Raw genomic sequence first — 25,266 nt, 5'->3', positions numbered from 1 at the left:
ATCCCTTGCATGAGTGGCCGTGAACATGGAACTTGTCGTCGCCCTCGGCCTGATTGCCTTCAAGGTCGCGTTGCTGATCGCGATCCTGCTGCTATTACCTTTGCCGCTGACCTGGATGGAACGGAAGATCGCTGGGCATATGCAGCAGCGGATGGGGCCGATGCGCGTCGGCTGGCACGGGCTGCTGCAGCCGATGGCGGACGGAATAAAGCTGCTGACCAAAGAGGACCACATTCCGGCCGAGGCCGACCGCTTCCTGTTCAAGCTGGCACCGATCCTGGCTATGGTCCCTCCCTTCGTGGTCTTCGTCGCGATACCCTTCGGCGAGACCGTCTCGGTCCTCGGCGCCGAGATTACGCTCTACGTCTCCAACATGAATGTGGCGCTGCTCTTCGTCTTCGCGGTGGTTGGACTCGAGGTCTATGGCGTCATCTTCGGCGGCTGGGCCGCCAACAGCAAATATGCGCTCCTCGGCAGCCTGCGGACCTGCGCGCAGATGATCAGCTACGAGATCCCGATGGGGTTTGCGGTAATCGGTGTCGTCATCCTGGCGCAATCCTTGAGCCTCGTTGACATCGTGCGGGCGCAAGCGGATCTCTGGTTCATCGTCTACCAGCCGGTCGGCTTCTTCGTGTTCTTCGTCGCCGGGCTTGCCGAAGCGCAGCGCATTCCCTTCGATCTCGCGGAGGCGGAAGGCGATCTGGGCGCCGGGTTTCACACCGAATACAGCGGCATCCGCTTCGCCTTCTTCATGGTCAGCGAATACGTGATCATGGTGCTGGTCTCGGTGCTGGTGGTGATCCTCTTCTTTGGCGGCTGGAACGGCGTGCTGATCCCCCTGCCGCCGCTGCTCTGGTTTCTCCTGAAGGTCGCATTCTTCGTCTATATGTTCATGTGGTTCCGCTTCACCTTCCCCCGCTACCGCTACGACCAGCTGATGACGATCGGCTGGAAAGTCTTGCTTCCTCTGTCGTTGGCGAACATAATCATAACCGGGATTATTGTTTCCTAGCAGGTCGCTGGCCGGGAAAGACCGGAACGTGGAGCGCGCTGCGCGGATACGTTGAAGCGGCGCGCTTTTGCTGCGTGTCTTCTTGAATCGAACTCGGTTTAAATGACATGCAGCAACGGAAGCATTTCAGCGGCCTTTGCGCCTCTGGGATAGACGCGAGGGGCGCGGTAGAGCGAGGCGGCGATGTCGCGCGCATTGGACAGAGTTGGAACATGGGTCGGATGGGCGTTCTTCGCCGATCTCGCGAGCGCGCTCGGCCTGACCTTCGGCTACATGTTCTCCAGATCCGTGACCATGCAATATCCGGACAAGGAGAAGTGGCTGCCCTATGCGCGCTATCGCGGGCATCATTTCCTGAAGCGGGACGCGGAGGGCGAGATCAAATGCGTCGCCTGTGAGCTCTGCGCTCGGATTTGCCCCTGCGACTGTATCGAAGTCGTTCCCTATGAGGACGAGAAGGGTAACCGCCGCCCGGCAAAATTCGAAATCGACACGGCGCGTTGCCTGTTCTGCGGGCTCTGCGAGGACGCCTGCCCGGCGGACGCGATCGCGCTTGGCCAGCAATACGAATTCTCAAGTTTCTCCTCGCGCGACCTGGTGATCGGCCGCGACGATCTGCTGCTGAAACCGGGCAAGGCCGCGACGGGCGGTGGCGTGGTCGGCGCCCGCCTGGATACGGAGAAGACTGTACTGGTCGAGGCAAACGAGCCGAGGGGATACAACTGGTGGCGCAATATCCGGCGGACATGAACGCGCGCGAGCTGTCAAACCGGAGCGCTCCGCGCATGTTTCCTTAGATCGGCGCGATTTAAGGAAACATGCGGCGATTGGAAGGGCTGTGTTCGAGGGCGACGCATGGCGCTGCAGGAGAGGAGGCTTGGAGATGTTTGTCGGTGAAATCGTGAAGGGCAAGGGATCCGGAGTGATCTCGGTCACGCCCGATCAGTCGATGGTGGAGGTCCTGCGGCTGTTTCGCGATATGAATATCGGCTTCGTCGTCGTCAGCGGCGGGCCCGGACAATATCTGGGCACGCTGTCGGAACGCGATTGCTGCAACGCGGTGGCGGCGCACGGGGCGGAGGCGGTCCTGATGCGCGCCGCCGACATCATGACCCGCAGCGTGGCGACCTGTTCGACAAACGATCAGCTGCCTTTCGTGATGGCGATCATGACCGAGCGGCGCACGCGCCATGTGCTGGTCAGGGATGGCGAGGACGTTGTCGGCGTCGTCAGCATCGGCGACGTGGTCAAACACAGGCTCGATGAGGCGCTGCGCACGGAGCAGGACCTGCACGACTACATCTGCGGCACGAATTTTCGCTGACAGGATCAAGGCGAGCCGGCCGCGCCGCCGCCGAGGTCGTCAGGTTTTGCAGAGCCGGCGATAGGCGCGATCTCATCGCTGGCGCCGGCGGCGCGGACCTCCACCGGGCACGGGTATTCACCCCGCCGCATCAGGCTGTTGAGGCGCAGCGCCCGATAATTCTCGGGAACAAACACGAGGCCCCGCGGAAAGCGCCTGTTGACCTTCAGTTTCGCCGTCAATTCGCCCCGAGCGGATTGCACCACCGCCGGACCGCAATCCGAAAGGCCGAGCTCGGCAGCGTCCTCTGCACTCATCTCGACATAGGGATCATCCGCAACCGTGTTCAGGATCTCCGAGCGCTCGGAATCATAGCCATTGTGGAACAGGCAATTGCCGGTGATCAACATCAGCCGGTCGGCCGTCGCCGGGGCAGGCGGCGCCGCAAAGAATGTGGCCGGCGGCGGCGGGGCCGGTCTGGAGAATGCACCGTCGGCGCCGAGCCCGTCCTGCGTCAGTCCCGCATAGGCTGGAACCAGCCGGGCGATCTCGCCAAAGACCTCGTCCTCGGTCGAGGGCTGCAGCGGCCGATTGCCGAGCGCGGCGACGAAATCGAAGATTGCGAGGTTGTTCCGCGCCTCGAAGGCGGGCTCGCGGAATTTGCGGACGCTCTGGGTTCGGCCTTCGTTGTTGGTGAAGGTGCCCGCTTCCTCGCCGTAACCCGCCGCCGGCAGCACCACATCGGCAAGGCCCACGGTCTCGGTCAGGAAGGCGTCCTGCACGATCAGGAGACCGGCGGCATCAAGGGCCCGCCGCACGAATTCCCGGTCCGGATAGGAAATCAGCGGGTCGGTTCCGACGATATAGAGGGCGCCCATGCTCCCGCCGGCACAAAGTTCCAGCATCGCGTCGAAATCCACGCCCGGTTCACGCGGGATCTCCGATCCCCAGGCCCGTTCGAACGTTGTGCGCGCCTGACCATCGGCGAGCGCCTGCAGCCCCGGCAGCACCTTCGGCAGAACCCCCATGTCCCAGGCGCCCAGCTGGTTGGCACGATCGAAGAGGAACTGCATCGCCGGGCCTTTGCCGAGCAGGCGGAGAAGCTGCAGCAGATTGGCAAGCTGCTCAAGTATCGCGCGCGCCTCCGGGGATCGCAGCAGGTCGACGCTCACGAGCACGGCGACGCTGCGGCCTTGCGCAAGCGCGCTTGCCATCCGGTCGATCCCCGCACCGCCGGCATCCTCCGCGGGCCCGCCGATTGCCGCACGGATCTCGGCAAAACCCTCGCCCGGCAAGCTTTCACCCCCTGCGAGCGCCGCCGCCAAGGCGGCGAGACTCTGGGCCTCAGCGCCCGGCCGCAGCCGAACGACCGCCTGGGCATCGGCGTCCAGCCGCGATGGCCGCGCCGAAAGCATCAGCAATCTGGTGCGCCGCCGCCGCGCGGCGTCGCGCAGCAGGTATTCGGTGACCGGGTTTTCCTCGGTAACATTGCCGCCGATCACAAGTACCGTGTCGTTGCCGATCACCTCTTCGAGCGACGCGCGGCTGTAGAAGCCCGCCATCAGCGGGACCAGGGCGTCGACCGGGGTGGACCAGCGCGACGAGCAGTCGACATTATTGGTACGGAACGCGGTCCGCATCAGCTTCTGAAACCGATAGAGCACCTCGTTCGGCAGACGCGGCGAAATGAGTCCGCCTGCTGCCTTGCCGTTGAGAGCCGAGAGGCGCCGGCGCAGATAATCGTCCACCTCCAGCCAGGAAACCGGCGTGAGCGTGCCGTCCCGGCGGATCATCGGGCGCTTGATACGGTCGCGGCTCTCGATGAAATCGAGCCCGAAACGGCCGCGCACGCAAAGCGTTTCACGGTTGACGCCGTGCTCCCAGTCCGACCGGACCCGCAGGAACTCGCCCTTGCGGGCGCCCACGGTGAGCTGGCAGCCGGTGCCGCAATGCGGGCAGATCGTATCGGTCTCCTTGAGGTCCCAGGGCCGCGCCTTGTAGCGGTAGGGAAAGCTCATCAGCGCGCCGACCGGACAGACCTCGACGCAATTGCCGCACTGGTCGCAGTTCGCGAGACTGCCCTCGAAGCCGGTGACGGCGGTATCCATGCCCTTTTCGACCGTGCCGAGCGCCACCGCACCGACGACCTCCTCGCACATGCGCACGCAGCGCTGGCACTGGATGCAGCGGTTGACATTCATGATGATGACGGGGCTCAGGCGAAGGTCCTTCGAGTGGAACACGCGTTTCGGGTCGCGAAACTGGCTTTCACGCGGCCCGTAGGCCATCACCATGTCCTGAAGCTCACATTCACCGCCCTTGTCGCAGATCGGGCAGTCGAGCGGGTGGTTGGCGAGCAGCATGTCGAGCATGGACGAGCGCGTTTCCTCGATCAGAGGCGTGTTCGCCCGCACCACCATGCCGTCCGCGACCACCGTGGCGCAGGACGGCTGCAGCCGCCGCAGCCCCTCGATCTCCACCAGGCACATGCGGCAGGAGGCAAGCGGCGGCAGCCGCTTCCAGTAGCAGAAGGTCGGAATCTCAATGCCCAGACGCTCGGCAGCCTGGAGCACCGTGGAGCCGGCCGCAACTTCGAGAACCTGTCCGTCGATCGTAATGCTGACCATGCTTCCTCCTACTGCATGTCTCCTTAAATCGACCTCGATTTAGGGACAAAGACATGCAGCTATTCAAAGTGCTACAGCGACCTTTGCGCGTCTGATAAGACGCGCGGCGCTGTAGAGCCCGCGCCGCCTCGTCAGTGGAACGGGCACCTGCGCTCCTCGATATGAGCGACGAACTCGTCGCTGAAATGCTTGAGTGCTGCTCGCAGCCCCATTGCCGCGCCGTCGCCAAGGGCACAGAACGTGTTGCCGAATATGCCCTTGCAGAGCATGTCCAATTGCTCCAGGTCGCCGGCCGTGCCCTCCCCGGCCTCGATCCTGCGCAGAACCTTGACGGCCCAGTTCAACCCCTCCCGGCACGGCGTGCACTTGCCGCAGGACTCATGGTGGAAGAACTCGACGATCCGGGTCGCGACCTTGACCATGCAGGTGGTATCGTCGACCACGATCACCCCCGCCGAGCCGAGCATGGAGCCCACGGCGGCGAGCGAGTCGAAATCCATCCCGACATCCAGCCCGGTCTCCGGGATGACCGGCGCCGAGACGCCGCCCGGGATCACCGCCTTGACCTTTCGGCCCGGCAGCGGCCCGCCGGCATGCTCCTCCACCAGTTCGCGCAAGGCGATGCCCATCGGCAACTCGTAAAGGCCGGGTCTGCGCACCTGACCGCTCACGCAGTAGAGCTTCGGGCCGGGGCTCTTGTCCGGCCCGATGCCGCGAAACCAGTCCGCCCCCCGCGTAACGATATGCGGCACGCAGGCAAGCGTCTCGACATTGTTGATCACCGTCGGGCTGGCATAGAGCCCGGCCACGGCCGGAAACGGCGGTTTCAGCCGCGGTTGCGCCCGCCTGCCCTCGAGCGATTCCAGCATCGCGGTCTCTTCGCCGCAGATATAGGCGCCGGCGCCGCAGTGAATATGCACATCGAAATCGAAGTCCGAACCGAGGACGCCCCTTCCGAGATAACCCGCATTCCGGGCCTCGGCGATCGCCTGTTCCAGCCGGCGGATCGCCGTCACGTATTCCCCGCGGACATAGACATAGGCGATTTCCGCTCCGATCGCATAGCCGCTGACCGCCAGCCCCTCAATGAGCTGGTGCGGGTCGCGCTCCATGATGATCCGGTCCTTGAAGGTGCCGGGCTCGCCCTCGTCGGCGTTGCAGCACAGATATTTCGGCTTCGCCGTTTGTTTCGGCACGAAACTCCATTTCATCCCAGTCGGGAAGCCGGCGCCGCCGCGGCCGCGTAAGTTCGATTGCTTGACGAGTTCGACGATCTCCTCGGGCGTATGCTCGCGAAGGACTTTCGCCAGCGCCCCATAGCCGCCGCCGGCTTCGTAGGACCGCAGCAAATGGCCGTCCGGCAGATCGACATTCTTCAGGAGGACCGGCTCGAACATCGCGCTACTCTCCCCGGGGCCGCACGGAAGCAGGTTCGGGGCTTGCCGCGCGCCCGGCCGCCATCGCCCGGAAGCCTTCCAACAAGGCCTCCAGCCGCATCGCGTCGAGATTGCCGTAGTACTCGTCGCCGACCTGCATCACCGGGGCCATCTCGCAAGCGCCGAGACACTCGACGGTGGACAGCGTAAACAATCCGTCCGCAGTGGTCACGCCCTTCCCGATGCCGAGCGTCGCCTCCAGATGCCCGAGCAATGCTTCCGCACCGCAAAGCATGCAGGAAACATTGTCGCAGAGTTGCAGATGAAAAAGGCCGACCGGCTCCGTATGGAAGAGCGTGTAGAAAGTCGCGAGCTCATAAACCCAGATCCGCTCGACGCCGAGAATATCGGCGACCTCTTCCAGCACCGGGCCCGGCAGGTGGCCGTGCTCCTTCTGCGCAATCAGCAGCGCGGGCATGATCGCCGAGCGCCGGCTCGGATAGCGCGCCGCCGCCGCTTCGATCTCTTCGCGCATCGTCATCGCATCCGAGCCTCCTGCTACTTGTCCACCTCGGCCATCACCGGATCGAGGCTGCCGAGAACGGCGATCATGTCGGCGAGGTATCGCGCATTGCTGACGCCAAACAGCGCCTGAAGATTGACGAAGGAGGGTGCCCTGACCTTCATGCGGAACGGCTTCGGCGACCCGTCGCTGAGGATGTAGAACCCGAGTTCACCCTTCGGCGCCTCGATCGCCGAATAGACCTCTCCCTTGGGGACGTTGAAGCCGTAGGCCGAGAGATCGAAGTGCTGGATCAGCGCCTCCATCGAGCAGTGCACCTTCTCCTTGTCCACCGGGAAGGCGATGGTCGGCATGTCGATCTGGAACGGCCCATCCGGCAGCCCCTCGACGCATTGTTCGATGATCCGGAGGCTTTCGCGCATCTCATCCACCCGGCACTGCCAACGTGCGTAGCAATCGCCTTCGCCGCGCGTGATGACGTCGAACGCCAACCGGTCGTAGATTTCGTAGGGTTCGTCGCGTCGGATGTCCCAGTCGACACCGGAAGCGCGCAGGTTCGGGCCACTCAAACCGAGATCGATGGCGTCCTCCCCGGAGATCACGCCGATCCCCTGCGTACGTTTGAGGAACACGCGGTTCTTCTCCATGAGCCGCTCATAGTCGCGGATCCGGTTCGGGAAGATTTCGCAGAACTCGCGGATCTTGTCGATAAATCCATCCGGCAAGTCCTCGCGCACGCCGCCGACCCTGCAGTAAGAGGTGTGCATGCGCGCGCCGGTGACCATTTCCAGGAGATCCATGATCATCTCGCGTTCGCGCATGGCGTAGAGCAGCGCGGTCATGGCGCCAAGATCCATCGGCAAAGCGCCGGTGATCAGGAGATGGCCGGAGATCCGCGCCAGCTCCGCCATCAATACGCGGATATATTGCGCCCGCACCGGCGCCTCTATGCCGAGGAGTTTCTCCACGGCGATTGCGAAGGCGAGATTGTTCGAAGGCGGACAGAGATAGTCGAGCCGGTCGGTCAGTGGAAAGATTTGCGTATAGGTGAAGCTCTCCGCCAGTTTCTCGGTGCCGCGGTGGAGGTAGCCGATATGCGGGTCGACGCGCTCGACATACTCGCCGTCCAGTTCGAGGACGAGCCGAAGAACCCCATGAGTGCTGGGGTGCTGGGGTCCGAGGTTGAGAAGCACTTCCTTGGTATCGAGCGCTTCGCCCTCCGGCCTGATGAGCTCGGTGACTTCGGTCATCTCAACGGTCCAATCCGAAAGCGGCCTCCCTCATGGAATTTCCTTGGTGGCGAGATCGGGCTGCGTCGGGGGCGGGCCTTCGGCACCAAAGGGGTTCAGCTTGTCCTTGTAGCCCCGCAACGGGAAATCCTTGCGCTGCGGAAAGCCCTCGAAGCCTTCCCACATGTAGATCCGGCGCAGGTCCGGATGTCCCGTGAAGCGAATGCCATACATGTCCCAGGCCTCGCGCTCGTGCCAATTGGCGGTGCGCCAGACGCCGGTGACCGAGGAAATCTCGGGCGGATCGCCGAGCCGGCACTTGATGCGGACCCGCCATTTGTTCGGCAGCGAATAGAGATGATACACCGCCTCGAAACGAGGCGTTTCGGGATGGTGATCGACCCCGCAAATATCCGAAAGAAAATTGAACCGAAGCGCGGGATCGTCTTTCAGGAAGCGGCAGACTTCGACGATCGTCTCCGGTGGAACGGCAAAGGCGTAAATGCCGTGTGCGGTGCCGAGATCCTCGATTGCTCCCTCGAAGCGCTTCATGATCAGGGCGCGGTCGAGGGGATCGCCGCTCATGACGCCACAACCCGATCGAGAGGCGTCCCTGCCAAGGCGCGGGTTCTCTTGATCTTCTCCTGCAGCATGAGGAAGCCGTGCATCAGCGCCTCGGGGCGCGGCGGACAACCCGGCACATGCACGTCGACGGGCACGAAGGTTTCCGATCCCTGCACCACCGCATAGGTGTTGTAGACCCCTCCGGAAATCGCACAGGTGCCCATTGCGATCACCCAGCGCGGCTCCGGCATCTGATCGTAGAGCCGCCGTACCACCGGCGCGAATTTCCGGGTCACGGTCCCGGCGATGATCATCACGTCCGATTGCCGCGGCGACGGGCGGAACACCACGCCGAACCGGTCGAGGTCGTAGCGCGCACAGCCGGCGGAGATCATCTCGATGGCGCAGCAGGCGATGCCGAAGGTCTCCGGCCACAGCGCCGACCGCCGGCTCCAGCTGATGACGCTGTCGGCCGTGGTGAACAGCACGCTGTCGCGGATCGCGTTGCCTACTCCTCCCATTCCAACGCTCCCTTCAGCCAGGCATAGGCAAAGCCCACAAGAAGCAGCGCTATGAAGACGAACATCTCGACATAGCCGACGATGCCGATGTCCTTGAGCACGACAGCCCAGGGAAAGAGGAACATCGCCTCGACATCGAAGACCACCAGCAGGATCGCCACGATGAAGAATGGCACCCGGAAGCGCCCCCCGGCAGCCTCGCCCGCCGGGTCCATGCCGCACTCATAGGGCATGTTCTTCTCGGGATAGGGATTGGACGGCCGCAGTAGCGAAGAGACGAAAAGCGTCCCTGCCGCCACCAGAACGATTCCGGCGACCATAAAAAGAACAGGCAGGAATTCCATTGCCGTCATAGCACTCGCCCCGCAATCCGCGAGGGGCTTTGCTCAGGCCGCGATCGCTCCCATTCGGGGCCGAAATGCCATCGCCTCGGGAGGCGGCTGGGCAATCCTTTCTCTGGCTAGGACTCTATTCCGTCGTGCGGGGCATTGCAAATCCAATCGACCAAGCCCGTTTCTCGCGTGCAAGCAGCAGCCTGCTGTGATGGCACACCTGAACCTCCGTATAGGTCATCCCCTGCTCGTTGGTACCCGATCGTTCCTCCTGCTCAATAGTCAGGCCGGGAGGCCGGCTGCTATCGTGAGCATAATCTCCCCGTGGGAGCCGTTTCCAAATCAGGTGCGGAATTCGCCGGGGATGCGGAGATGCTTGTTGCAGCGTCTCGGGAACTCGATCGAACGGAAGCTTCGAAGCCGAAGCGGCCCTTTTCACCATCGAGGTGCGGGTCATGGGCAGACCAAAGGCTACTCTTTTTGCACTCGTTTTCGCTGCGCCCGCAGCAGCGCATGACGCGGCGCCGACAGCGGTACAGCCGAATGGATGGACCTATCCGTTTTCATGTTGCAGCGGGATGGACTGCCGCGAAGTCGGGAGCCAAGCCGTTCTCGAAGGACCCCGCGGTTATGTCATCAAGCTTACCGGAGAGCTCATTACGCCGCGAGACACGCGCATAAAGAACAGTCCGGACGGGCAGTTTCACCACTGCACGGTGGGAGGCGAGCCCGAGGGCCGCACCATCTGTCTCTTCGTTCCCCCACGTTCCTTCTGAGGATTGCCGCCATGATACAGGAACTCAACCGCATCGAAATCAATCTGGTCCCATTGGAGGTGTTTTCCGAGAGCGCGTCGGAGGGCTGGAGAATGGTACCCGGCAATCCGGTCCAAAATTCGCCAGACTACTCCTCACGGCCGAATTTCGGCTCCGAGGAGCATCTGATGGCGTTTTCGGTCACCCCACGAGAGACGGCGCGACCCGCGGGCAGGCAAGTTCTGCAATTCAAGCAATCCGCATTTACGCTGTACGTGACAGGACAGTTGTTCGGTCTTTCCCTCTACTCGTTCGAGCTTGTACGCGTCCTGGAGGATTTCGAGGAGTTTTGTCCTCAGGAGTATTCCCGGACCATTCATTGAAGGAAAATCGCCCCCGGCCGAGGCGCGACTCGAACAGGCCGCGAGAAGGCAAGCGCCTGCAGCGCCGCGTGTCTTTCAGACGCGCTAAGGTCGCTGCAACTTTTTGAATCTCCGCATCGAGCTTTCCGAAAATCGCGGCCGGTCTTCGAGGCGATGCGTTACTCTAGCGCGGCAATGCATAAGCGATGATCGAGTCGCCTGCCTTGGTGCCGGTCGATCCGTGTCCTCCGGCGACGACCACGAGATACTGTCGTCCGTCTGCGCCCCGGTAGGTGGATGGTGTCGCCTGACCACCAGCGGGCAGGCGCGCGCGCCAGATCTCCTTTCCGTTTTGCAGGTCGTAGCCGCGAACATAGTTGTCCAGCGTCCCGCTCAGGAATGCCACGCCGCCCGCCGTCACAATCGGACCGCCAATGCCTGGCACACCCATTTCGAAGGGCAGGGGAATCGGTCCGGCGAGATCACGCACCGTGCCGTTGACGTGCCTGTAAACCGTCTCGCCGGTTGTCAGATCGACGCCGACCACATAACCCCATGGCGGCTGCTGACATGGCAGGTTCAGGGGCGAGTAAAACGGGCCCATTCTCGCCGCATAGGGCGCGCCGAAGTTTTCATTGAAGACGGGCTGGCCCTCCTTGGTGACGACGCGTCCCGTACTATCGCGCGGGATCATCTTGACGGTAAAGGCAAGATAGACGGGCATCGCAAACATCACGTCGCGATCCGGATCGACCGCCACAGCGCCCCAATTGAAAGTGCCGAAGTTGCCAGGATAGACGATGCTCCCCCCCAGGGAAGGCGGTGTGAACGCGCCCTCGTAACGGAGCTGGCGGAAGCGGATGCGGCAATAGAGCTGATCGATCGGCGTTGCGCCCCACATGTCCGACTCCGCCAGCGGCTCGGGCCGGAAGGACACAGCGGAGCGCGGCTGCGTGGCGGCAGTGCGATCCCCTTCCACCGCACCTTGCGGCACCGGCTCCTCGCGGACCGGCAACACCGGCTCGCCGGTTTCGCGATTGATCACGAAAACCTCACCCTGTTTCGTCGGCGCTACCAGCGCCGGCACCGCCTTACCGCCTATTGTCAAGTCGACGAGACTCGGCTGGGCTGGGACATCGTAGTCCCACAGGTCGTGGTGCACCGTCTGGAAAACCCATGCGACCTGGCCGGTATCCGCATGCAGGGCCAGAATAGAGGCGGAATACCGCTCGGTGTTCGCGCCCCGGTTCCCGCCGAACTGATCCGGCGACTCGTTGCCCATCGGCAGGTAGATGAGCCCGAGCTCAGGATCGTAGCTTGCCACGCTCCAGGAGTTCGGCGCGTTCTGACTGTAGGTTTGCCCGTCCTGGATCGGTTCGGTGGCGCCGGGATTCTTGCTGTCGAAATTCCAGACCAACGTGCCGGTAAAGGCGTCATAAGCGCGGATGACTCCGGAAGGCGACGTGGTCGCGACATTGTCGTTGACCGCACCGCCGACCACGACGAGGTTGTCCTTGGTGATGACCGGCGGCGACGTCGAATAAACCGAACCGGGGGTAATGTTGGGCATGTTCGCCCATAGATTGACAGTGCCGTCCTCTCCACCGAATCCGGGGCAGATGTCGCCCGTTTCCGCGCTGATCGAGATCAGCCTGCCATCGGACGTGGAGACGAAGAGCCGCTTCATGCACGCTTCGCTTAGGGTCACGGGTTCCGCAGGAGGTTTCTCGCGCTCGACGACGGGGGTCGGTGCATCCGCTCGCACTGCCCCAGTGACAATGTTTTGCGGCACGGGAGCAGCCTCTGTGGTTACTTCGGCAGCACTTTCGTCGACGAGCCCGCCCGCTTCGGATGAGCCAGCAATGGTCGACTCGGCTTGCTTCGAGACCTCGGCCGGACCAGCCTGCACCCCTGCTGCACGTGCGGACCCGGCGCCCATCGGCGGCTCTGCGGCCGCCTGCGGCGAAGAGGGCCCGGAGGGTTGTGCCGGAAGATCTTCGGGCGAGGCCTCATGATAGGAAAGGCCGCGGCAGGTCATATGCTGGGTGGTCGCGGTCGGGGGCTGCTTCAGCTTCGGATCGAAACGCCACTTTTCCTCGCCGGTAACCGGATCGAGAGCGATGACCGTGCTGAACGGCGTGCAGATGTAAACGGTATCGTCCACCATCAATGGTGTGACTTCATAGGTGGTCTCGACGGGATCATTCTCGTCGCGCACCTCGCCCGTGTGATAGGTCCAGGCGACCTTGAGCCGTGACACGTTTTCGGGTGTGATCTCGGCAAGGGGCGAATAGCGCTGCCCCAGCGGAGTGCGGCCATATGCCGTCCATTCGCCCGCGGGGACGGCCTGCTCTCTCGGTTCCACCGCCATCCGGGCTTCGGTGAAGGCGCCCGCAAGGTCGTGTGGATCGCGGAACATGGAGTAGACGCCGACGGCGGCGGCAATCACGACCGCGGCTGCGAGGACTAGGCTGTTAGCCCCGTAGCCGGCGCGAGCCTCGCCGGGCCGGTGCATCGCATGAACCATCGGCGGAAGCAGCAGCAGGACGGCGATGACAAGCAGCAAGCCACCGCGCGGAGCGAGCGCCCACCAGTCGAACCCGACTTCCCACAGGCTCCATGCAAGCGTCACCAGAACAGCGAGCCCGTAAAGCCCGAGGCCAATGGCATTGCGCATCGTCAGCAGCGCACCCGACACCGCGATCATTGCGCCGAGAAGAATGTAGAACCATGACCCGCCCCAAGCTGCCAGCCAGACACCGCCGGCGGCGAGCACCATGCCTATCAGGAGGACGAGGACAGAAACCACGAGCCTGTACATGCTGACGCTCCCTATATCGAACTTCGAACGGGCCCTCCTCGGGCGCGAGTAGGACTGCAAGCTTTCAGCCCATGGCCGCTGGTCCGACGCGACCTCGCCGGAGTCTCCGATAGTCAGCCGGGACAGGGCTTCACCCGGTCAGGGTCGCAACGCAAAAGGGCATCCTTCCTCGGGACCATCGGAGCATTCCCTTCAGTAACCAGAAAAAACTCAACTCGTTCCATCCACGACGGTCGAAGGTCCGGCAATCAGCCGCCTGTTACGGATCTCGCCACGTGCACGCTGCCCAAGGGAGCGACGCAATAGCCGTCTCCGATCAGCTCAAGTGGGGAGGGCCTGCTTCCCTGCGCTCTGCTCTGCCATACCCATGGCATAGTCGGTCCAACGGAGGGCTGACGAAATGGGCAGCCCTCCGTTCCTCGGTGTTCCCCCGGCTGGTCTGCGGACATGCAGAAGCGACCAGCATGCCAACTGCCCAGGTCGGCTTGTGGTCACCTTGCAAAAATCGTGACCGCTCCTGACTGCTCGACCTTCGCCGCAACGACATTCGTGGCCGACAGTCCCTTGCTGTTCAAGGCTTGCGACAGTGGATCGCTATTGGCGATCGTCTCCCGCAATGCATCCAGCGCCTGCGCGTGTTCGGCCAACGAGGTATTGAGGGCCGCTGCCTTCGCCCCGCTGAACATATGCGAGACGTCGAGCACCCGTACTTGCGGAGCGGTAAGGGACGACAGCGTCCGGGCGGTGGCTTTTGAGCGGCCGATCGCGTCGACGAGTTCTCGGACGTCATAGGAGCCGTTCCAATCCTCTCCCGCGGTCGTTTTTCCTGCATTCGGGCCGCTTTGCTGCGCGGGAAGTTCTCCCGGGCGGATCACACGTGTTTTCCCGACATCGGGCGCTGGTTCAACGAGTTCGGTATCGCCGACCTTAGGCGGCTTCAGCACGCCATTGCAGTCGTCCAGCTTTTCGGAGAGGGTCCTTTCGTCTGTGCCGGGAGCAACGCGACAGCGATCGGCGTCGGGATCTTCGGACAGGGCCGATGTCGCGAACATGAACGTGAGCAATGTTACCGCGGCAGATTCTCCGAGTTGCCTGTGCCTCATCTGGAAATACCTCCACCAGCTTCAGCAGGAAGCGCCGCTCTTCCGTAGAATTCGTTTGAACTGGGTAGTTAACCCGTGCTGAGTCCCATTGGTTCCCGGCGACCCAGCTGGGAGGCGTGTGGCCGGCGGATCTCGGTGCTGCTCAGTCGTTGGCGCCGCTTTCCTCATTCACCGTACCCTGTGCCCTCAGCTCCCTTCGCAGGCGCGCAATTTCCCGCCGAAGCTTGTCGATCTCGACGGAACCGGCGATCTCTCCGTCCCTCGCCTGCGCTTCCTGGCCGACGAAGAACGTGGCAAAGCTGGCGGTGATGTAGCCGAACATGGCCAGGCCGTACATCGAGAGGAGCAGCGCCAGCACTCTTCCTTCGGGTGTTTCCGGCCAGAAGCCCGATCCCATTGTCGTGACCAGCATCGCGGTCCACCAGAGCGCGTCCCCATAGCCGTTGAAGCCGCCCTCCACCTCTCTTGACGGCTCGAAAGCGAGCATTCCGCCGGCACCGAGCAGAACGACGACCGCTGTCGCGAGGAGCACATAGCCCAGTCCCCTGCGGTCGAAGCTCTTGCGCAATGCCATCAACCCCCGGTTGGCGGTGCCGACTATGCGGACCAAACGCAGGCCGCGGGCGAGACGCAGGAAGCGAAGCGCATTGAGGAATCGAAACGCCGGCGCGATCAGCGCGATCACCGTCACGGGATTGCGCCGCAGGAATGGCCATTTACGCGGCGCGAGCCAGAAGCGCAGAATGAACTCCAGGACGAATATGATCCAGATAAGGGTGCCGAGCAGTTGGAACACACCCGACGTGGCCCACCCAAGCTCGACGAGCACAAGCGCCAGCCAGATGAAAGACAGGACCCGCATCGGCGTCTCGAGCGACTCTTCCAGCTGGCGAAGGGTTTTCCAGCGCTCCTTTTGATCGGGAGCCTGATCCTGCAGCAGTTCCGGCTGTAATGGCATTTTTTGCTCTCCTTCAGTGCGTAGCAGAGCTGGAGATGTCGTGAGGCACCACACTTCAGGAGCCGCCTGTTTCGAGCACGAAGCACACGGCCGCTTCGATCCAGATGCTCGCAGCCGTAAACAGTCCCTTACGCTTCCCTTCTGTTTGACGACCTCCACCGCCAAAGCGACGCCGGGGGACTTGCGGGTTGGAGGCGATTGCCCGGCGAGGGACTCGGCGTCCAAACCCGAGCTCGCCGGATTGGTTCCGACTATGGCCCGACAGCGACACGGCACCGTCGCGGTTCTCATGGGCCCGGCCCTCGATGGGCCAGTCACAACGGCGTGATTCAGGAACCAGAGGACACAAGCTCTATTAATTCGATGAGAACCACTAAAACGGAGGCGACGGATGCGTCATCTCGAAGCGACGATGTTTGTATTGGCTGTCACGCTTTGCACTCCCATGTCTTTTGCCCTTGCTCAGGGGTGCGGGAATACCGAGGCGGTGGCGCAAGGTGAGACGCTGGAGCAGCTGGCTACCCGGTGTAACACGACCGCTGAAGCGATCCTTTCCGCTAATCCTTCACTCGACCGCAGCGAAATCCACGCAGGGCTTCAGTTGAAGATGCCTGCAGACGTCGACGGAGATTGGCTGGGTCGCGCACGAGATGCGGTGCGGGACGCCGGCGAGCGGGTGAATCAGGCGGCGGAAGCCGCAGGCAGGTCCGTCTCGGATTATCTTTCCGATCAGCCGGACCTCAACCGGGATATTCTGGAATTCGGCGAGCGGCTCGGACTGCCTGGTGTTTCCACGAAAGAGAGCCGGGGCGCTGACGTGACGGTGACGACGAGGAGCGCCCGCCCGGGTGAAGAAGTGACCCTGAATGCGAGCGGACTTCCGGGTGGGGTAGAGGTATTGATCGGGGTTCGCGTCGGCAACGGGGCGCCTTTCCGAACTATATCACACGCGCAGACCAGCCGAGCTGGAACGCTGCAGGTCATGGTTCCTGTTCCGGAACAGGCGCAAAAGGGACAGGAGATTGCTTTTGCCGTCGAGACGGCGAACGGCCGAGTCCGTGTGGTGTCCGAGCCGTTCAGCGTTGGCGCACGTCAGTAGGCGGCAATCTCGCCGGGCAATTCAGCGCGGCGGGCGTGCTTCGACAGGCTCCAGCTCTCTGATCTGGATTTCGATGACTTTCCTTGTTGGACGCTCCCCAGGTTGTCGAATGAGAACCGTCAAACGACACTGATCCTCGTGCAAACGAACGGAGAGAAGCTGTCCATTGGTCTGCGACAATGCACTGTCGACGGCGTCGGCGCAAACATCGCCGACGGTTGTCGCGCCGGTGCCGCCCGGCGATGCAGCCGCTAACAGCAGGGAAAGGATGAAGCTTTCTCGCAGCATAAGATTCGCTCGAGTCTTGAGTATGCCCGAGGCATACGGAAGGCGCCTCTTCCTGCGCCTGATTGCATTCGATCGGACGGCCCCCCCTTGATCATACCCCAATCACCGGAGATCCGGAATGTTCCGAATCCACAGACCATATCACTCGGTCGGCTCTGGTGCCGGAGTCAATACCGGAGCCGGATTCGAAGCCGGCCGGCTGCAGACGCCTACTGCTCCTCGATCCTGACCGCAAGCACCGCGCAGCAATCGCCGGGTTTGATCAGCCCCGGGTGATGTCGCGCGATGAGAATGCCGTCCATCCCGGCGCGTATTTCGAGCGGTTTTGCACCGGTGCGCCCGGTCGGGTGAATGCGCGCGACCACGGCTCCGGACTCCACGGGTTCGCCGAGGTCTGCCATGAACTCGACGAGACCCACATCCTCTGCGAAGGCAAAGCAGCGAGCATCCGGCATGTCCAGCCACACCGTCGGCAATATCTCGGGCTCTCCCTCGACGATGCCCGCATTCCGCAGGACGTTCATGGCTCCGCGTCGGGCGATCGCCACGCTTCCGGCGGTCGCCGAGCCGCCGCCGCCGATCTCCGTCGTGATGAAGATCTTGCCCATCTCCTCCGCCGCCGTGTCGAACATCCCGACGGAGTCGATCTCCAGCATTCTCATCGAATAGGGCGCGGCAAAGGCCTTGACGAAGTCGAAGGCTCTCTCCTCCTGCGCCTTGTCGGCAAGAATATGGGCCGCGCAAAACGGCAGGAAGTCGAGACTCCTGCCTCCGGAATGGAAGTCGAGAACGACGTCGGCGAGTGGCAGCAGAACCCGCTGAAAATAATCGGCAATTTTCTCCGTCACGGTGCCATCCGGCCGGCCGGGAAAGCTGCGGTTCAAATTGCCCTTGTCGATCGGCGAGGTGCGGGTTCCCGCCAGGAACGCCGGATAATTCATAGCCGGCACGATGATCACCCTGCCCTGAACTTCAGCCGGATCGAGGCTTCGCGCCAGCTCGAACAGTGCGATGGGGCCCTCGTATTCGTCACCGTGATTGCCGCCGGTCAAGAGGGCGGTCGGGCCCCGCCCGTTCTTGACGACGGTGATCGGTATCATCACCGAACCCCAGGCCGAATCGTCGCGGCTATAGGGGAGGCGCAGAAAGCCGTGCTGGATGCCGTCGGTTTCGAAATCGACCGTGGCGCTGATCGGCGATGGCCGCATAGGCTGCTCTCTCATGTCTCAGTTCTTGACCATCAGTTTGCGCGACACCGATGCAAGACATTCGACGCCGGTCTCGGTTATCAGAATGCTTTCCGTCGTCTCGAATCCCATGTCCTCGAGCCAAAGTCCCGTCATGAAGTGGAAGGTCATTCCGGGCTTCAGTTCCGTCCTGTCGCCCGGCCGCAGGCTCATGGTGCGCTCGCCCCAATCGGGCGGATAGGAAAGGCCGATCGGATAACCGGTGCGATTGTCCTTGACGATCCCGTATTTCTTCAAGACCGCGAAGAAAGCCTTGGCGATGTCCTCGCAGGTGTTGCCGGGCTTTGCCACCGCAAGACCTGCCTCCATGCCCTCGAGCGTCGCCTTCTCGGCGTCGAGGAAGGCAGGCGTCGGCCTGCCGAGGAAAACCGTTCGCGACAGCGGGACGTGATATCGGTTGTAACAGCCGGCAATCTCGAAGAAGGTGCCCTCGCCCCTCTTCAGCGGCCGGTCGTCCCAGGTCAAGTGCGGCGCGGATGCCTCCACGCCTGAAGGCAGGAGCGGCACGATGGCCGGATAGTCACCGCCTATGCCGTCGACCCCGCGCGTTCCGGCATCGTAGATCTCGGCGACCAGATCACATTTGCGCATGCCGACCTCGATCTTGTCGAAGATGCGCTGATGCATCGCCTCGACGATTCGCGCGGCATTGCGCATGTACTTGATTTCCATCTCGCTCTTGACCGCGCGCTGCCAGTTGACGAGCGCCGTGGCGTCGATGAAGCGGGCGTTCGGCAGGTGTTTCGTGAGCGACGCGAAGGCGGCCGCGGAGAACCAGTAGTTGTCCATCTCGACGCCGATCCGCAGCGCCCCCCAGCCGCGGTCCGTGAGAATGCTCGACAGGTAGTCCATCGGGTGGCGCTCCGTCGACTGTACGTAGTGATCGGGATAGCCGACGATGTTCTCATGGCCGAGATAGGCGGTGAGCTTGGCGCCGTTGGCATCCTGGCCGCGGCCGAACCAGATCGGCTCGCCCGATGGCGGCACGATCACCGCCTGATGCACGTAGAACGACCAACCATCATAGCCGGTGAGCCAAGCCATGTTGGACGGATCGCTGACGATCAGCAGGTCCACGCCCTTTGCCTCCATGGCCTGGCGGGTCTTCCCGAGCCGGGCTTCATATTCCCCAAGGGAGAATTTGAGGTTGGGTTGGGTCATGTCTCTTCCCTCGTTTTCCGGCGGTGCCGGTCTCAATTCTCGAATGTGGTTCCCGCGTCTGCGGCGTTCGCCTGCCCGACAGCGAGCGTGGCGATGGCCGTGTCCTGGATGCCGGTGCCCGTCAGGTCGGCAATAGTGATCTCTTCGGCGGTGGTTCGTCCGGCTTTCACACCCGCAATCACCTCGCCGATCTCCGCGAACTCGGCGTCCTGTGTCACGAGCCCAGCGGCTATCGCGTGATGCAGCTCGCCGAGCCGGCGCGTCTGTTTCAAACTGTCGGCGACGTAGGTGCCGCGAAGGATCGCCTGCGGGTCGAGCTCGTTCTTGTGTTCGGCGTCGGATCCCATGGCGGTGACGTGCTGGCCCGGCTGCAGCCACTCGGCCTTTAGGATCGGCGCCTCGGCCGGTGTAGTGGTCACGATGATGTCGGCACCTGTGACGGCCGCCTTTGGGTCGATGACGGCCTTGGCCGGGAAACCCAGCTTCTCGGAGAGTGCTTGCGCCGTCGCTTCGGCCTTTGCCGCATCGCGGGCCCACAGGCGCGCCTCGCGGATGGGGCGCACGAGCGTCAGCGCTTCGAGCTGCAGCCTCGCCTGCACGCCGGCGCCGAAGATCGCCGCCACGCAAGCGTCTTCCCGCGATAGATGCTTCGCCGCGACCGCACCGGCCGCTGCGGTGCGCACATCGGTGAGATAACCATTATCGAGCAGAAGCGCCTGCACGAGACCCGTCCGGCTCGACAGAAGCACCATCATGCCGTTGGTGCTCGGCAGGCCGATCTTCGGATTGTCGAAGAAGCCCGGGCTGATCTTGATCGCGAAGCCGTCGAGGCCGGGCACGTAGGCGGTCTTCACGTCGACCTCGCCGCGGTGCTCCGGAATATCGAGCCTGAGGATCGGCGGCATCGCCACGGCTTTCGTGGCGAGCGCATGGAATGCCTCCTCGACGCAGGCGACCGCCTCGCGGTCGAGCGGAACGATACGGCGCAGTTCCCGCTCGGTCAGAATTTTCATCCCTGTCATGCCGTCTCCTCGCGAAACGGATCCATTTCGCCGTTCATCACCCGCAGATGCAGGCCCATGTCGACATTATGGCCGGAGAGAATGACCGCGATCGGTCCGTCGATGTTCTTGATCTTGCCGGCGATGAGCGCCGCAATGCCGACGGCGCCCGCGCCTTCCACCACCTCGCGCTCCTCGGCATAGGCGTGGCGCATGCCTGCGGCGATTTCCGCTTCCGTCAGAAGAACGACGTCGTCGATGAGCTCGCGGCACATGCGGAAGGTCACGTGATTGTCGAGTCCGATGCCGCCGCCAAGCGAATCCGCCAGGCTTGGATATTCCTCGACGGGCACGGGCTTGCCGGCGTCGAAACTCGCCTTCATCGCCGCACCACGCTCCATCGTCAGTCCGATCACCCGCGTTGCGGGCTTGCGCGCCTTGATTGCGGCAGCCACCCCGGCGGCAAGACCGCCACCCGAGACCGGCACGAGCACCATGGCAACGTCAGGCATCTGTTCGACGATCTCGAGCCCGAGCGTCCCCTGTCCTGCGACCACCGCCGGGTGATCGAAGGGCGGCACCATGACGAGCCCCTTGTCCGCAACGAGCCGCTCGACCTCCTCCTGCGCCTCGTCCTGTGACTTGCCGACAATCCGCACATCGGCACCGAGGCGACGGATCTCGGAAACCTTGTTCTCCGGCACGAGGCGCGACATGCAGATCGTCGCGACCGAGCCCTCCGCCTTGGCCGCATGGGCGAGCGCGCGGCCGTGATTGCCGGTCGAGGCGGCGACCACGCCACGGGCCCTCTCGTCGGCGGGCAGCGAAAGCACCGCATTGGTCGCACCGCGCAGCTTGAAGCTGCCGGTCGTCTGGTGGTGCTCCAGCTTCAACCCGACGGTGACGCCGCAGAGCTTGCCGAGCGATGCCGACGGGACGAGCGGCGTCGTCAGCACACGGCCGGAGATTCGGTGTGCCGCCGTTTCGATATCCTCGATCGTCACCGGGAGAGAACCGCTCATGGCCATTCCCCTTTGAGCGGCAGCGCCATCAATCGGCCGCGTTCCGGCCGCGTCTCCTCGTCACCGCAAAGCCGGAGACAGGCCCAGGCCGTGGCGTAATTGCTGCTGACAACCGGCTTGCCGATCGCCGCCTCGATTTCGGCAAGGACGCCCGCCGCGCGCACTGCCGTGCAGGAGATAAAGAGTGCGTCCGATTCCGCCGCCGCCGCTTCCCTCGCGAAGGCCACGATCTCCTCGGGGGCGATCCGCGCCATTTCCCGGTCGTCGGTAAGTCCCAGGCAGGTGAACCTGTCGATCTCGAAATCCAGATCAGCGAAATAATCCGCCATCGGCCGGCTGGTCTCGATCGTATAGGGCGCGAGCACCGAAATCCGCCTGGCGCCCAGGGCCCGCAAACCATTGACCGCCGCCGCCGTCGGCGTCACCACGGTCGCTTCCGGCTTGGCCGCGTGGATAGCCGCGGCGATCTCCTTGTCCCCGATGACCACGGAGGCCGAGGTGCAGGAATAGACGACGGCGTCGAGCGGCTCGTTCGGCAGGATCAATGCGGCCGCCGCCGCAAGCGACGGCTGCATTGCCCTGAGGTTTTCCGGCGTCACCGGATTGGCATAGGCGATGCGCGCGACGTAGACGCCGATCCGCTCCGAGGCCACCAGACGCGTGAAGTCCATCTCCGTCGTGTGATCCGTGGCAAGGACGACGAGCCCAATGCGCTTTCCGAAAGGCCGGTCGTCGAGGCGCGGCGCGCGCGCTGTCATGGAGAGGGCGTTGTTTCTTTGCATCAGCGTTCGTCCACCCGGGCGTAGCGCTCTTCCAGCCAACGCAGGAAGACGACCGAAATCAGGCTCATGATCAGGAAGAACACGCCGACCAGCGTCATCGGTTCGATGTAGCGGTAGTTGCTGTTGGCGATGCTCTTTGCCTGGTTCATGAGTTCGAGCACCGTGATTGCCGAAAGCAGCGGCGTCTCCTTGAACATGGCGATCAGATAGTTGGCGAGCGCCGGGATCATCGGCGGGATCGCCTGCGGCAGGATCACATGAATCCAGGTCTGGCGCGCCGTGAGGTTTGTCGCCTTGGCGGCCTCCCATTGCCCGCGCGGAACATTCTCGATGCCGGCGCGATAAACTTCGGCGGCATAGGTGCCGTAGTGGATGCCGAGGCCGATGACGCCGGCGACGAGGGCAGGCAGACGGATGCCGACATCCGGCAGCACGTAGAAGATGAAGTAGAGTTGCACGAGCAAGGGCGTGCCGCGGATAAACTCCACCGCAAAACTCGTCGCCCGCGCGATCGGCGCCGGCGCCACCATGCGCAGGATGGCGAAGACGAGGCCGATCGCCGCGGCGACGCCGGCGCCGAGAATGGTGGCGAGGATGGTGATCTTCAGTCCCTCGATGAGGGTCGGCATGATCTGGCGAACGAATTCCCAGTCCCATTCCATGGTCAAACCCTCACGCCATCGAGGCCACGGGTCACGCGCCGCTCCAGCCAGCGCATGCCGAGCGAGATCAGCCAGGCCATGATGAAGTAAAGCACCAGGATCGTGGCGAACGGGATCAGCGTGCTGCCCGTTTGCGCCCGGACCACCTGGGCCTGAAACGTCATATCGGTAAGAGAGATCAGCGAGACGACGGCGGTCCCCTTCAAGAGCTCGATGGCGTTGTTGCCGAAGGTCGGCAGCATCAGCGGCAATGCCTGCGGCAGGATGATGTGGCGCATCGCTTGATAGCGCGTGAGATTGAGCGCGACGCAGGCTTCCCGTTGCTCGCGGCCGATCGCCTTCACCGCGCCCCGCACCACTTCCGCACCATAGGCGCCGACATTCAAGCCCAGCGCGAGCACGCCTGCCTGCAGCGGCGTCAGCGTGATGCCGACGAAGGGCAGCACGAAATAGGCCCAGAAGAGCTGAACGAAAATCGAGGTGCCGCGGAAGAACTCGATATAGACCGTGGCTAGCGCGCGTACCGACCCGAAACGGCTGACGCGCCCGAGGCCTGCCGCAAAGGCGGCGACGACGGCCAGCGCCGAGCCCATCAGGGTGAGCTGGACGGTCACCCACGCGCCTTGCAGAATCAATCCGATATAGCCGGACCAGTCGATCATACCCGTGTCGTTTCCCCTGAGAATTCGGCTCGTTCATGCGGCCGGCTGCTGCCGCCTTCCCGCCGGCAAACCGGCGGAAAGGCATTGGAAGCGGTGGCGCTCAGGCTTACTGGGCGGAGCAGAGCTTTTCGCGAGACGTCGACATCGCGGCCTTGGCCGAGAAGCCGTAGGGCTCGATGATCTTGGCGAACTCGCCCGACTCCTTCATCTTGGCGAGCTCGACGTCGAAGGCGTCGCGCAAGGCCTCGTCGCCTTTCCTGAAGGCGGCGCCATCGCAATAAACCGGGGCACCCTCGACGGGCGCTACGACTTCGAGATTAGGATCGTTCGCCTTCGAGATGAGGTCGTTGATCGACAGCACCGGCAACGAATAGACGTCGATGCGACCGTCCTGCAGCATTTTCATCCCACTTTGACCGTCCGGCACGACGATGACGCGATCGCGCGGCACGCCGGCTTCGAGCGCCAGTTTTTCTTCGGTGCCGCCGCCCGGCGCGCCGATCTTCGCATCCGGGTTGTCGGCGATATCCTTGTAGCTTTTCAGTCCCAGCGGGTTGCCCTTCTTGAGCGCAAAGGCCTCGGCATCGCACAGGATCGGCTCGGAATAGGCAACCGCCGCGCAACGCTCCGGCTTCATGAAGAGACCGGCGGTGATCGCGTCATGGCGTCCGGCCTGGAGTCCCGGGATCATCGCGCCGTATTCGGAGATCGAAGCGACGATTTCCGGAACGCCGAGGCGCTTGAAGATTTCGCGGGCGACGTCGGGCGCTGCACCGGAGACCTTGCCGTCGGCACCGACTGCCGTGAAAGGCGGTTCGTTCGCGATCGCCACGCGCGCAAATCCCTGTTCCTTGAGTTCCTCCAGTTTGGTTTCGTCCGCTGCGGCCGGCGCATCCGCGGCCACTGCCATCAGCGCGGTGGCCCCTGCCGCCATTGCCATCAAGTCTCTCAGTTTCATGGTTCCCAACTCCTCTGTTGTTCTCTCGATGTTTTTGTCTGAGGCAATGTCGGCGCCTTCAGGCTTAGACGCGGTGCCCTGCCGCTATGATCTTGCGCAGGAAGATCTGCGTGCGTTCCTGTTTCGGGTGCCGGAAGATGTCCCCAGGCTTCCCCTCCTCGACGATCTTGCCGCGGTCGAAGAACAGCACCCGGTCGGCGAAATCATGGGCAAAGCCCATTTCGTGCGTGACGAGCAGCATGGTCATGTCCGTCTCGGCGGCAAGCTTGCGCATGACGCTCAGCACTTCCTCGACAAGTTCGGGATCAAGCGCCGAGGTCACCTCGTCGAACAGCATGATCTTCGGGGAGAGCGCCAGCGCCCGGGCAATCGCCACGCGCTGTTTCTGGCCGCCGGAAAGCTGCGCCGGCATGCTTTTCGCCTTATCGGCGAGGCCGACCATGTCGAGAAGCTCCATCCCCCGCTTTTCGGCGGCCGCCCGGTCCATGCCCTTGGTCAGCATCGGCGCCAGGGTAATGTTGTCGAGCACGCATTTGTGGGGGAACAGGTTGAAGTGCTGGAAGACCATGCCGATCTTCTCGCGCATCCTGTGCAGATGCCGCTCGTCGGCCGGAACGAGGCTTCCCGCCTTTTTCATGTGGTAGAGCTGCTCGCCATCGATCTGGATGAAGCCCTCGCTGATCGTCTCCAGGGTCATCAAGATGCGAAGGATTGTCGTCTTGCCCGAGCCCGACGGGCCAATCAGCGCAAGCTTCTCCCCCGGCATCACCTCCATCGACAGGCCGTCGAGAACGGTCAGAGGACCGTATCTCTTGACGATGTTGTCTATGCGGATGATCGGCTCGGTCATGCGTGTCCCTCCGAGGCATTCACGCGCTAACGATGGGACGCATCCGAA

The 25,266-nt window shown here is 63.2% G+C and carries 25 protein-coding genes; 5 read left to right on the top strand and 20 right to left on the bottom strand.

The window, feature by feature from the left end; all coding sequences use genetic code 11:
• The first annotated feature begins 25 nt into the window (after nt 1–25).
• The 3 genes from nuoH to AC4P1R_RS23545 all read left to right on the top strand — a co-directional run bounded on the left by nuoH (nt 26) and on the right by AC4P1R_RS23545 (nt 2,336).
• Nucleotides 26–1,012, top strand: coding sequence for an NADH-quinone oxidoreductase subunit NuoH (nuoH, locus tag AC4P1R_RS23555; RefSeq protein ID WP_492178831.1), 987 nt, complete (start codon nt 26–28; stop codon nt 1,010–1,012).
• 183 nt (nt 1,013–1,195) lie between these two features.
• Entirely contained in the window at nt 1,196–1,762 is a 567-nt protein-coding gene (locus AC4P1R_RS23550) for an NADH-quinone oxidoreductase subunit I (protein WP_492178023.1), read from the top strand.
• A gap of 133 nt (nt 1,763–1,895) precedes the next feature.
• Nucleotides 1,896–2,336, top strand: coding sequence for a CBS domain-containing protein (locus AC4P1R_RS23545; protein ID WP_492178022.1), 441 nt, complete (start codon nt 1,896–1,898; stop codon nt 2,334–2,336).
• A gap of 5 nt (nt 2,337–2,341) precedes the next feature.
• Here the strand turns inward: AC4P1R_RS23545 and nuoG are convergent, their stop codons facing one another.
• The 7 genes from nuoG to AC4P1R_RS23510 form a co-directional block, all read right to left on the bottom strand.
• On the bottom strand, nt 2,342–4,942 hold the full coding sequence (gene nuoG, locus AC4P1R_RS23540) for an NADH-quinone oxidoreductase subunit NuoG (RefSeq protein ID WP_492178021.1): 2,601 nt from the start codon (nt 4,940–4,942) through the stop codon (nt 2,342–2,344).
• 131 nt (nt 4,943–5,073) lie between these two features.
• Complete coding sequence (gene nuoF, locus AC4P1R_RS23535) at nt 5,074–6,339, bottom strand: NADH-quinone oxidoreductase subunit NuoF (protein WP_492178020.1); 1,266 nt, start codon at nt 6,337–6,339, stop codon at nt 5,074–5,076.
• 4 nt (nt 6,340–6,343) lie between these two features.
• Entirely contained in the window at nt 6,344–6,859 is a 516-nt protein-coding gene (locus AC4P1R_RS23530) for an NADH-quinone oxidoreductase subunit NuoE (RefSeq protein WP_492178019.1), read from the bottom strand.
• A 17-nt stretch (nt 6,860–6,876) separates the two neighbouring features.
• Nucleotides 6,877–8,091 (bottom strand): NADH dehydrogenase (quinone) subunit D, encoded by a 1,215-nt coding sequence (nuoD, locus tag AC4P1R_RS23525; RefSeq protein WP_069457580.1) that lies wholly within the window; start codon nt 8,089–8,091, stop codon nt 6,877–6,879.
• A 30-nt stretch (nt 8,092–8,121) separates the two neighbouring features.
• Nucleotides 8,122–8,655: an NADH-quinone oxidoreductase subunit C gene (locus AC4P1R_RS23520; protein ID WP_069457581.1), complete on the bottom strand. Its 534-nt coding sequence runs from the start codon at nt 8,653–8,655 to the stop codon at nt 8,122–8,124.
• A complete protein-coding gene (locus tag AC4P1R_RS23515; RefSeq protein ID WP_069457582.1) occupies nt 8,652–9,155 on the bottom strand; it encodes a NuoB/complex I 20 kDa subunit family protein in 504 nt (167 codons plus the stop codon). The genes AC4P1R_RS23520 and AC4P1R_RS23515 overlap by 4 nt, the downstream gene beginning before the upstream one ends.
• Nucleotides 9,143–9,508, bottom strand: coding sequence for an NADH-quinone oxidoreductase subunit A (locus tag AC4P1R_RS23510; RefSeq protein WP_069457583.1), 366 nt, complete (start codon nt 9,506–9,508; stop codon nt 9,143–9,145). Before AC4P1R_RS23510 ends, AC4P1R_RS23515 begins: the two co-directional genes overlap by 13 nt.
• A gap of 766 nt (nt 9,509–10,274) precedes the next feature.
• Between AC4P1R_RS23510 and AC4P1R_RS23505 the strand changes: the two genes are divergently transcribed.
• Nucleotides 10,275–10,625: a hypothetical protein gene (locus AC4P1R_RS23505; RefSeq protein ID WP_069457584.1), complete on the top strand. Its 351-nt coding sequence runs from the start codon at nt 10,275–10,277 to the stop codon at nt 10,623–10,625.
• 163 nt (nt 10,626–10,788) lie between these two features.
• On the opposite strand, the gene AC4P1R_RS23500 is transcribed toward AC4P1R_RS23505, so the two are convergent.
• The 3 genes from AC4P1R_RS23500 to AC4P1R_RS23490 form a co-directional block, all read right to left on the bottom strand.
• Nucleotides 10,789–13,425, bottom strand: coding sequence for an outer membrane protein assembly factor BamB family protein (locus tag AC4P1R_RS23500; RefSeq protein WP_492178018.1), 2,637 nt, complete (start codon nt 13,423–13,425; stop codon nt 10,789–10,791).
• A gap of 491 nt (nt 13,426–13,916) precedes the next feature.
• A complete protein-coding gene (locus AC4P1R_RS23495; protein WP_342585785.1) occupies nt 13,917–14,528 on the bottom strand; it encodes a hypothetical protein in 612 nt (203 codons plus the stop codon).
• A gap of 142 nt (nt 14,529–14,670) precedes the next feature.
• Nucleotides 14,671–15,486 (bottom strand): ion transporter, encoded by an 816-nt coding sequence (locus tag AC4P1R_RS23490; RefSeq protein WP_069457587.1) that lies wholly within the window; start codon nt 15,484–15,486, stop codon nt 14,671–14,673.
• 391 nt (nt 15,487–15,877) lie between these two features.
• On the opposite strand from AC4P1R_RS23490, the gene AC4P1R_RS23485 reads away from it, so the two are divergent.
• The gene (locus AC4P1R_RS23485) at nt 15,878–16,585 is read left to right on the top strand and encodes a LysM peptidoglycan-binding domain-containing protein (RefSeq protein WP_492178017.1); all 708 of its coding nucleotides are present in this window, start codon (nt 15,878–15,880) and stop codon (nt 16,583–16,585) included.
• A gap of 21 nt (nt 16,586–16,606) precedes the next feature.
• On the opposite strand, the gene AC4P1R_RS23480 is transcribed toward AC4P1R_RS23485, so the two are convergent.
• From AC4P1R_RS23480 to ehuA, 10 genes are all read right to left on the bottom strand, one after another.
• On the bottom strand, nt 16,607–16,873 hold the full coding sequence (locus AC4P1R_RS23480; protein WP_069457589.1) for a hypothetical protein: 267 nt from the start codon (nt 16,871–16,873) through the stop codon (nt 16,607–16,609).
• Nucleotides 16,874–17,082: 209 nt separating this feature from the next.
• A complete protein-coding gene (gene doeB / locus AC4P1R_RS23475; protein WP_492178016.1) occupies nt 17,083–18,096 on the bottom strand; it encodes a N(2)-acetyl-L-2,4-diaminobutanoate deacetylase DoeB in 1,014 nt (337 codons plus the stop codon).
• 3 nt (nt 18,097–18,099) lie between these two features.
• Nucleotides 18,100–19,281 (bottom strand): ectoine hydrolase DoeA, encoded by a 1,182-nt coding sequence (doeA, locus tag AC4P1R_RS23470; protein WP_492178015.1) that lies wholly within the window; start codon nt 19,279–19,281, stop codon nt 18,100–18,102.
• A gap of 32 nt (nt 19,282–19,313) precedes the next feature.
• The gene (gene eutC, locus AC4P1R_RS23465; protein ID WP_069457592.1) at nt 19,314–20,303 is read right to left on the bottom strand and encodes an ectoine utilization protein EutC; all 990 of its coding nucleotides are present in this window, start codon (nt 20,301–20,303) and stop codon (nt 19,314–19,316) included.
• A complete protein-coding gene (gene eutB / locus AC4P1R_RS23460) occupies nt 20,300–21,304 on the bottom strand; it encodes a hydroxyectoine utilization dehydratase EutB (RefSeq protein ID WP_492178014.1) in 1,005 nt (334 codons plus the stop codon). Before eutB ends, eutC begins: the two co-directional genes overlap by 4 nt.
• Nucleotides 21,301–22,086 carry an ectoine utilization protein EutA gene (eutA, locus tag AC4P1R_RS23455; RefSeq protein WP_492178013.1) on the bottom strand — a complete coding sequence of 262 codons (786 nt, stop codon included), beginning with the start codon at nt 22,084–22,086 and terminating at the stop codon, nt 21,301–21,303. The genes eutB and eutA overlap by 4 nt, the downstream gene beginning before the upstream one ends.
• Nucleotides 22,086–22,748 (bottom strand): ectoine/hydroxyectoine ABC transporter permease subunit EhuD, encoded by a 663-nt coding sequence (gene ehuD / locus AC4P1R_RS23450; protein WP_069457594.1) that lies wholly within the window; start codon nt 22,746–22,748, stop codon nt 22,086–22,088. The genes eutA and ehuD overlap by 1 nt, the downstream gene beginning before the upstream one ends.
• 2 nt (nt 22,749–22,750) lie before the next feature.
• The gene (gene ehuC, locus AC4P1R_RS23445; RefSeq protein WP_492178012.1) at nt 22,751–23,410 is read right to left on the bottom strand and encodes an ectoine/hydroxyectoine ABC transporter permease subunit EhuC; all 660 of its coding nucleotides are present in this window, start codon (nt 23,408–23,410) and stop codon (nt 22,751–22,753) included.
• A gap of 106 nt (nt 23,411–23,516) precedes the next feature.
• Nucleotides 23,517–24,368 (bottom strand): ectoine/hydroxyectoine ABC transporter substrate-binding protein EhuB, encoded by an 852-nt coding sequence (ehuB, locus tag AC4P1R_RS23440; RefSeq protein WP_492178011.1) that lies wholly within the window; start codon nt 24,366–24,368, stop codon nt 23,517–23,519.
• Between the two features lie 64 nt (nt 24,369–24,432).
• The gene (ehuA, locus tag AC4P1R_RS23435) at nt 24,433–25,218 is read right to left on the bottom strand and encodes an ectoine/hydroxyectoine ABC transporter ATP-binding protein EhuA (protein WP_069457597.1); all 786 of its coding nucleotides are present in this window, start codon (nt 25,216–25,218) and stop codon (nt 24,433–24,435) included.
• Between the last annotated feature and the right edge of the window lie 48 nt (nt 25,219–25,266).

Source organism: Sinorhizobium sp. Y406, from assembly GCF_058732025.1.
Note: the sequence above shows the minus strand (reverse complement) of the source record. Positions and strands in the feature narration are given on the sequence as shown.

Excerpts from the sequence above, each read along its gene's own strand:
- doeA (WP_492178015.1), bottom strand. The coding sequence starts at position 19,281 with ATGACCCAACCCAACCTCAAATTCTCCCTTGGGGAATATGAAGCCCGG.
- AC4P1R_RS23485 (WP_492178017.1), top strand. The coding sequence starts at position 15,878 with ATGCGTCATCTCGAAGCGACGATGTTTGTATTGGCTGTCACGCTTTGC.
- eutB (WP_492178014.1), bottom strand. The coding sequence starts at position 21,304 with ATGAGCGGTTCTCTCCCGGTGACGATCGAGGATATCGAAACGGCGGCA.
- eutA (WP_492178013.1), bottom strand. The coding sequence starts at position 22,086 with ATGCAAAGAAACAACGCCCTCTCCATGACAGCGCGCGCGCCGCGCCTC.
- eutC (WP_069457592.1), bottom strand. The coding sequence starts at position 20,303 with ATGACAGGGATGAAAATTCTGACCGAGCGGGAACTGCGCCGTATCGTT.
- AC4P1R_RS23480 (WP_069457589.1), bottom strand. The coding sequence starts at position 16,873 with ATGCTGCGAGAAAGCTTCATCCTTTCCCTGCTGTTAGCGGCTGCATCG.
- AC4P1R_RS23495 (WP_342585785.1), bottom strand. The coding sequence starts at position 14,528 with ATGAGGCACAGGCAACTCGGAGAATCTGCCGCGGTAACATTGCTCACG.
- nuoD (WP_069457580.1), bottom strand. The coding sequence starts at position 8,091 with ATGACCGAAGTCACCGAGCTCATCAGGCCGGAGGGCGAAGCGCTCGAT.
- AC4P1R_RS23510 (WP_069457583.1), bottom strand. The coding sequence starts at position 9,508 with ATGACGGCAATGGAATTCCTGCCTGTTCTTTTTATGGTCGCCGGAATC.
- nuoF (WP_492178020.1), bottom strand. The coding sequence starts at position 6,339 with ATGTTCGAGCCGGTCCTCCTGAAGAATGTCGATCTGCCGGACGGCCAT.
- AC4P1R_RS23530 (WP_492178019.1), bottom strand. The coding sequence starts at position 6,859 with ATGACGATGCGCGAAGAGATCGAAGCGGCGGCGGCGCGCTATCCGAGC.
- nuoH (WP_492178831.1), top strand. The coding sequence starts at position 26 with ATGGAACTTGTCGTCGCCCTCGGCCTGATTGCCTTCAAGGTCGCGTTG.
- doeB (WP_492178016.1), bottom strand. The coding sequence starts at position 18,096 with ATGAGAGAGCAGCCTATGCGGCCATCGCCGATCAGCGCCACGGTCGAT.
- AC4P1R_RS23545 (WP_492178022.1), top strand. The coding sequence starts at position 1,896 with ATGTTTGTCGGTGAAATCGTGAAGGGCAAGGGATCCGGAGTGATCTCG.
- AC4P1R_RS23490 (WP_069457587.1), bottom strand. The coding sequence starts at position 15,486 with ATGCCATTACAGCCGGAACTGCTGCAGGATCAGGCTCCCGATCAAAAG.
- AC4P1R_RS23515 (WP_069457582.1), bottom strand. The coding sequence starts at position 9,155 with ATGGGAGGAGTAGGCAACGCGATCCGCGACAGCGTGCTGTTCACCACG.
- AC4P1R_RS23550 (WP_492178023.1), top strand. The coding sequence starts at position 1,196 with ATGTCGCGCGCATTGGACAGAGTTGGAACATGGGTCGGATGGGCGTTC.
- AC4P1R_RS23505 (WP_069457584.1), top strand. The coding sequence starts at position 10,275 with ATGATACAGGAACTCAACCGCATCGAAATCAATCTGGTCCCATTGGAG.
- AC4P1R_RS23500 (WP_492178018.1), bottom strand. The coding sequence starts at position 13,425 with ATGTACAGGCTCGTGGTTTCTGTCCTCGTCCTCCTGATAGGCATGGTG.
- ehuA (WP_069457597.1), bottom strand. The coding sequence starts at position 25,218 with ATGACCGAGCCGATCATCCGCATAGACAACATCGTCAAGAGATACGGT.
- nuoG (WP_492178021.1), bottom strand. The coding sequence starts at position 4,942 with ATGGTCAGCATTACGATCGACGGACAGGTTCTCGAAGTTGCGGCCGGC.
- ehuD (WP_069457594.1), bottom strand. The coding sequence starts at position 22,748 with ATGGAATGGGACTGGGAATTCGTTCGCCAGATCATGCCGACCCTCATC.
- ehuB (WP_492178011.1), bottom strand. The coding sequence starts at position 24,368 with ATGAAACTGAGAGACTTGATGGCAATGGCGGCAGGGGCCACCGCGCTG.
- AC4P1R_RS23520 (WP_069457581.1), bottom strand. The coding sequence starts at position 8,655 with ATGAGCGGCGATCCCCTCGACCGCGCCCTGATCATGAAGCGCTTCGAG.
- ehuC (WP_492178012.1), bottom strand. The coding sequence starts at position 23,410 with ATGATCGACTGGTCCGGCTATATCGGATTGATTCTGCAAGGCGCGTGG.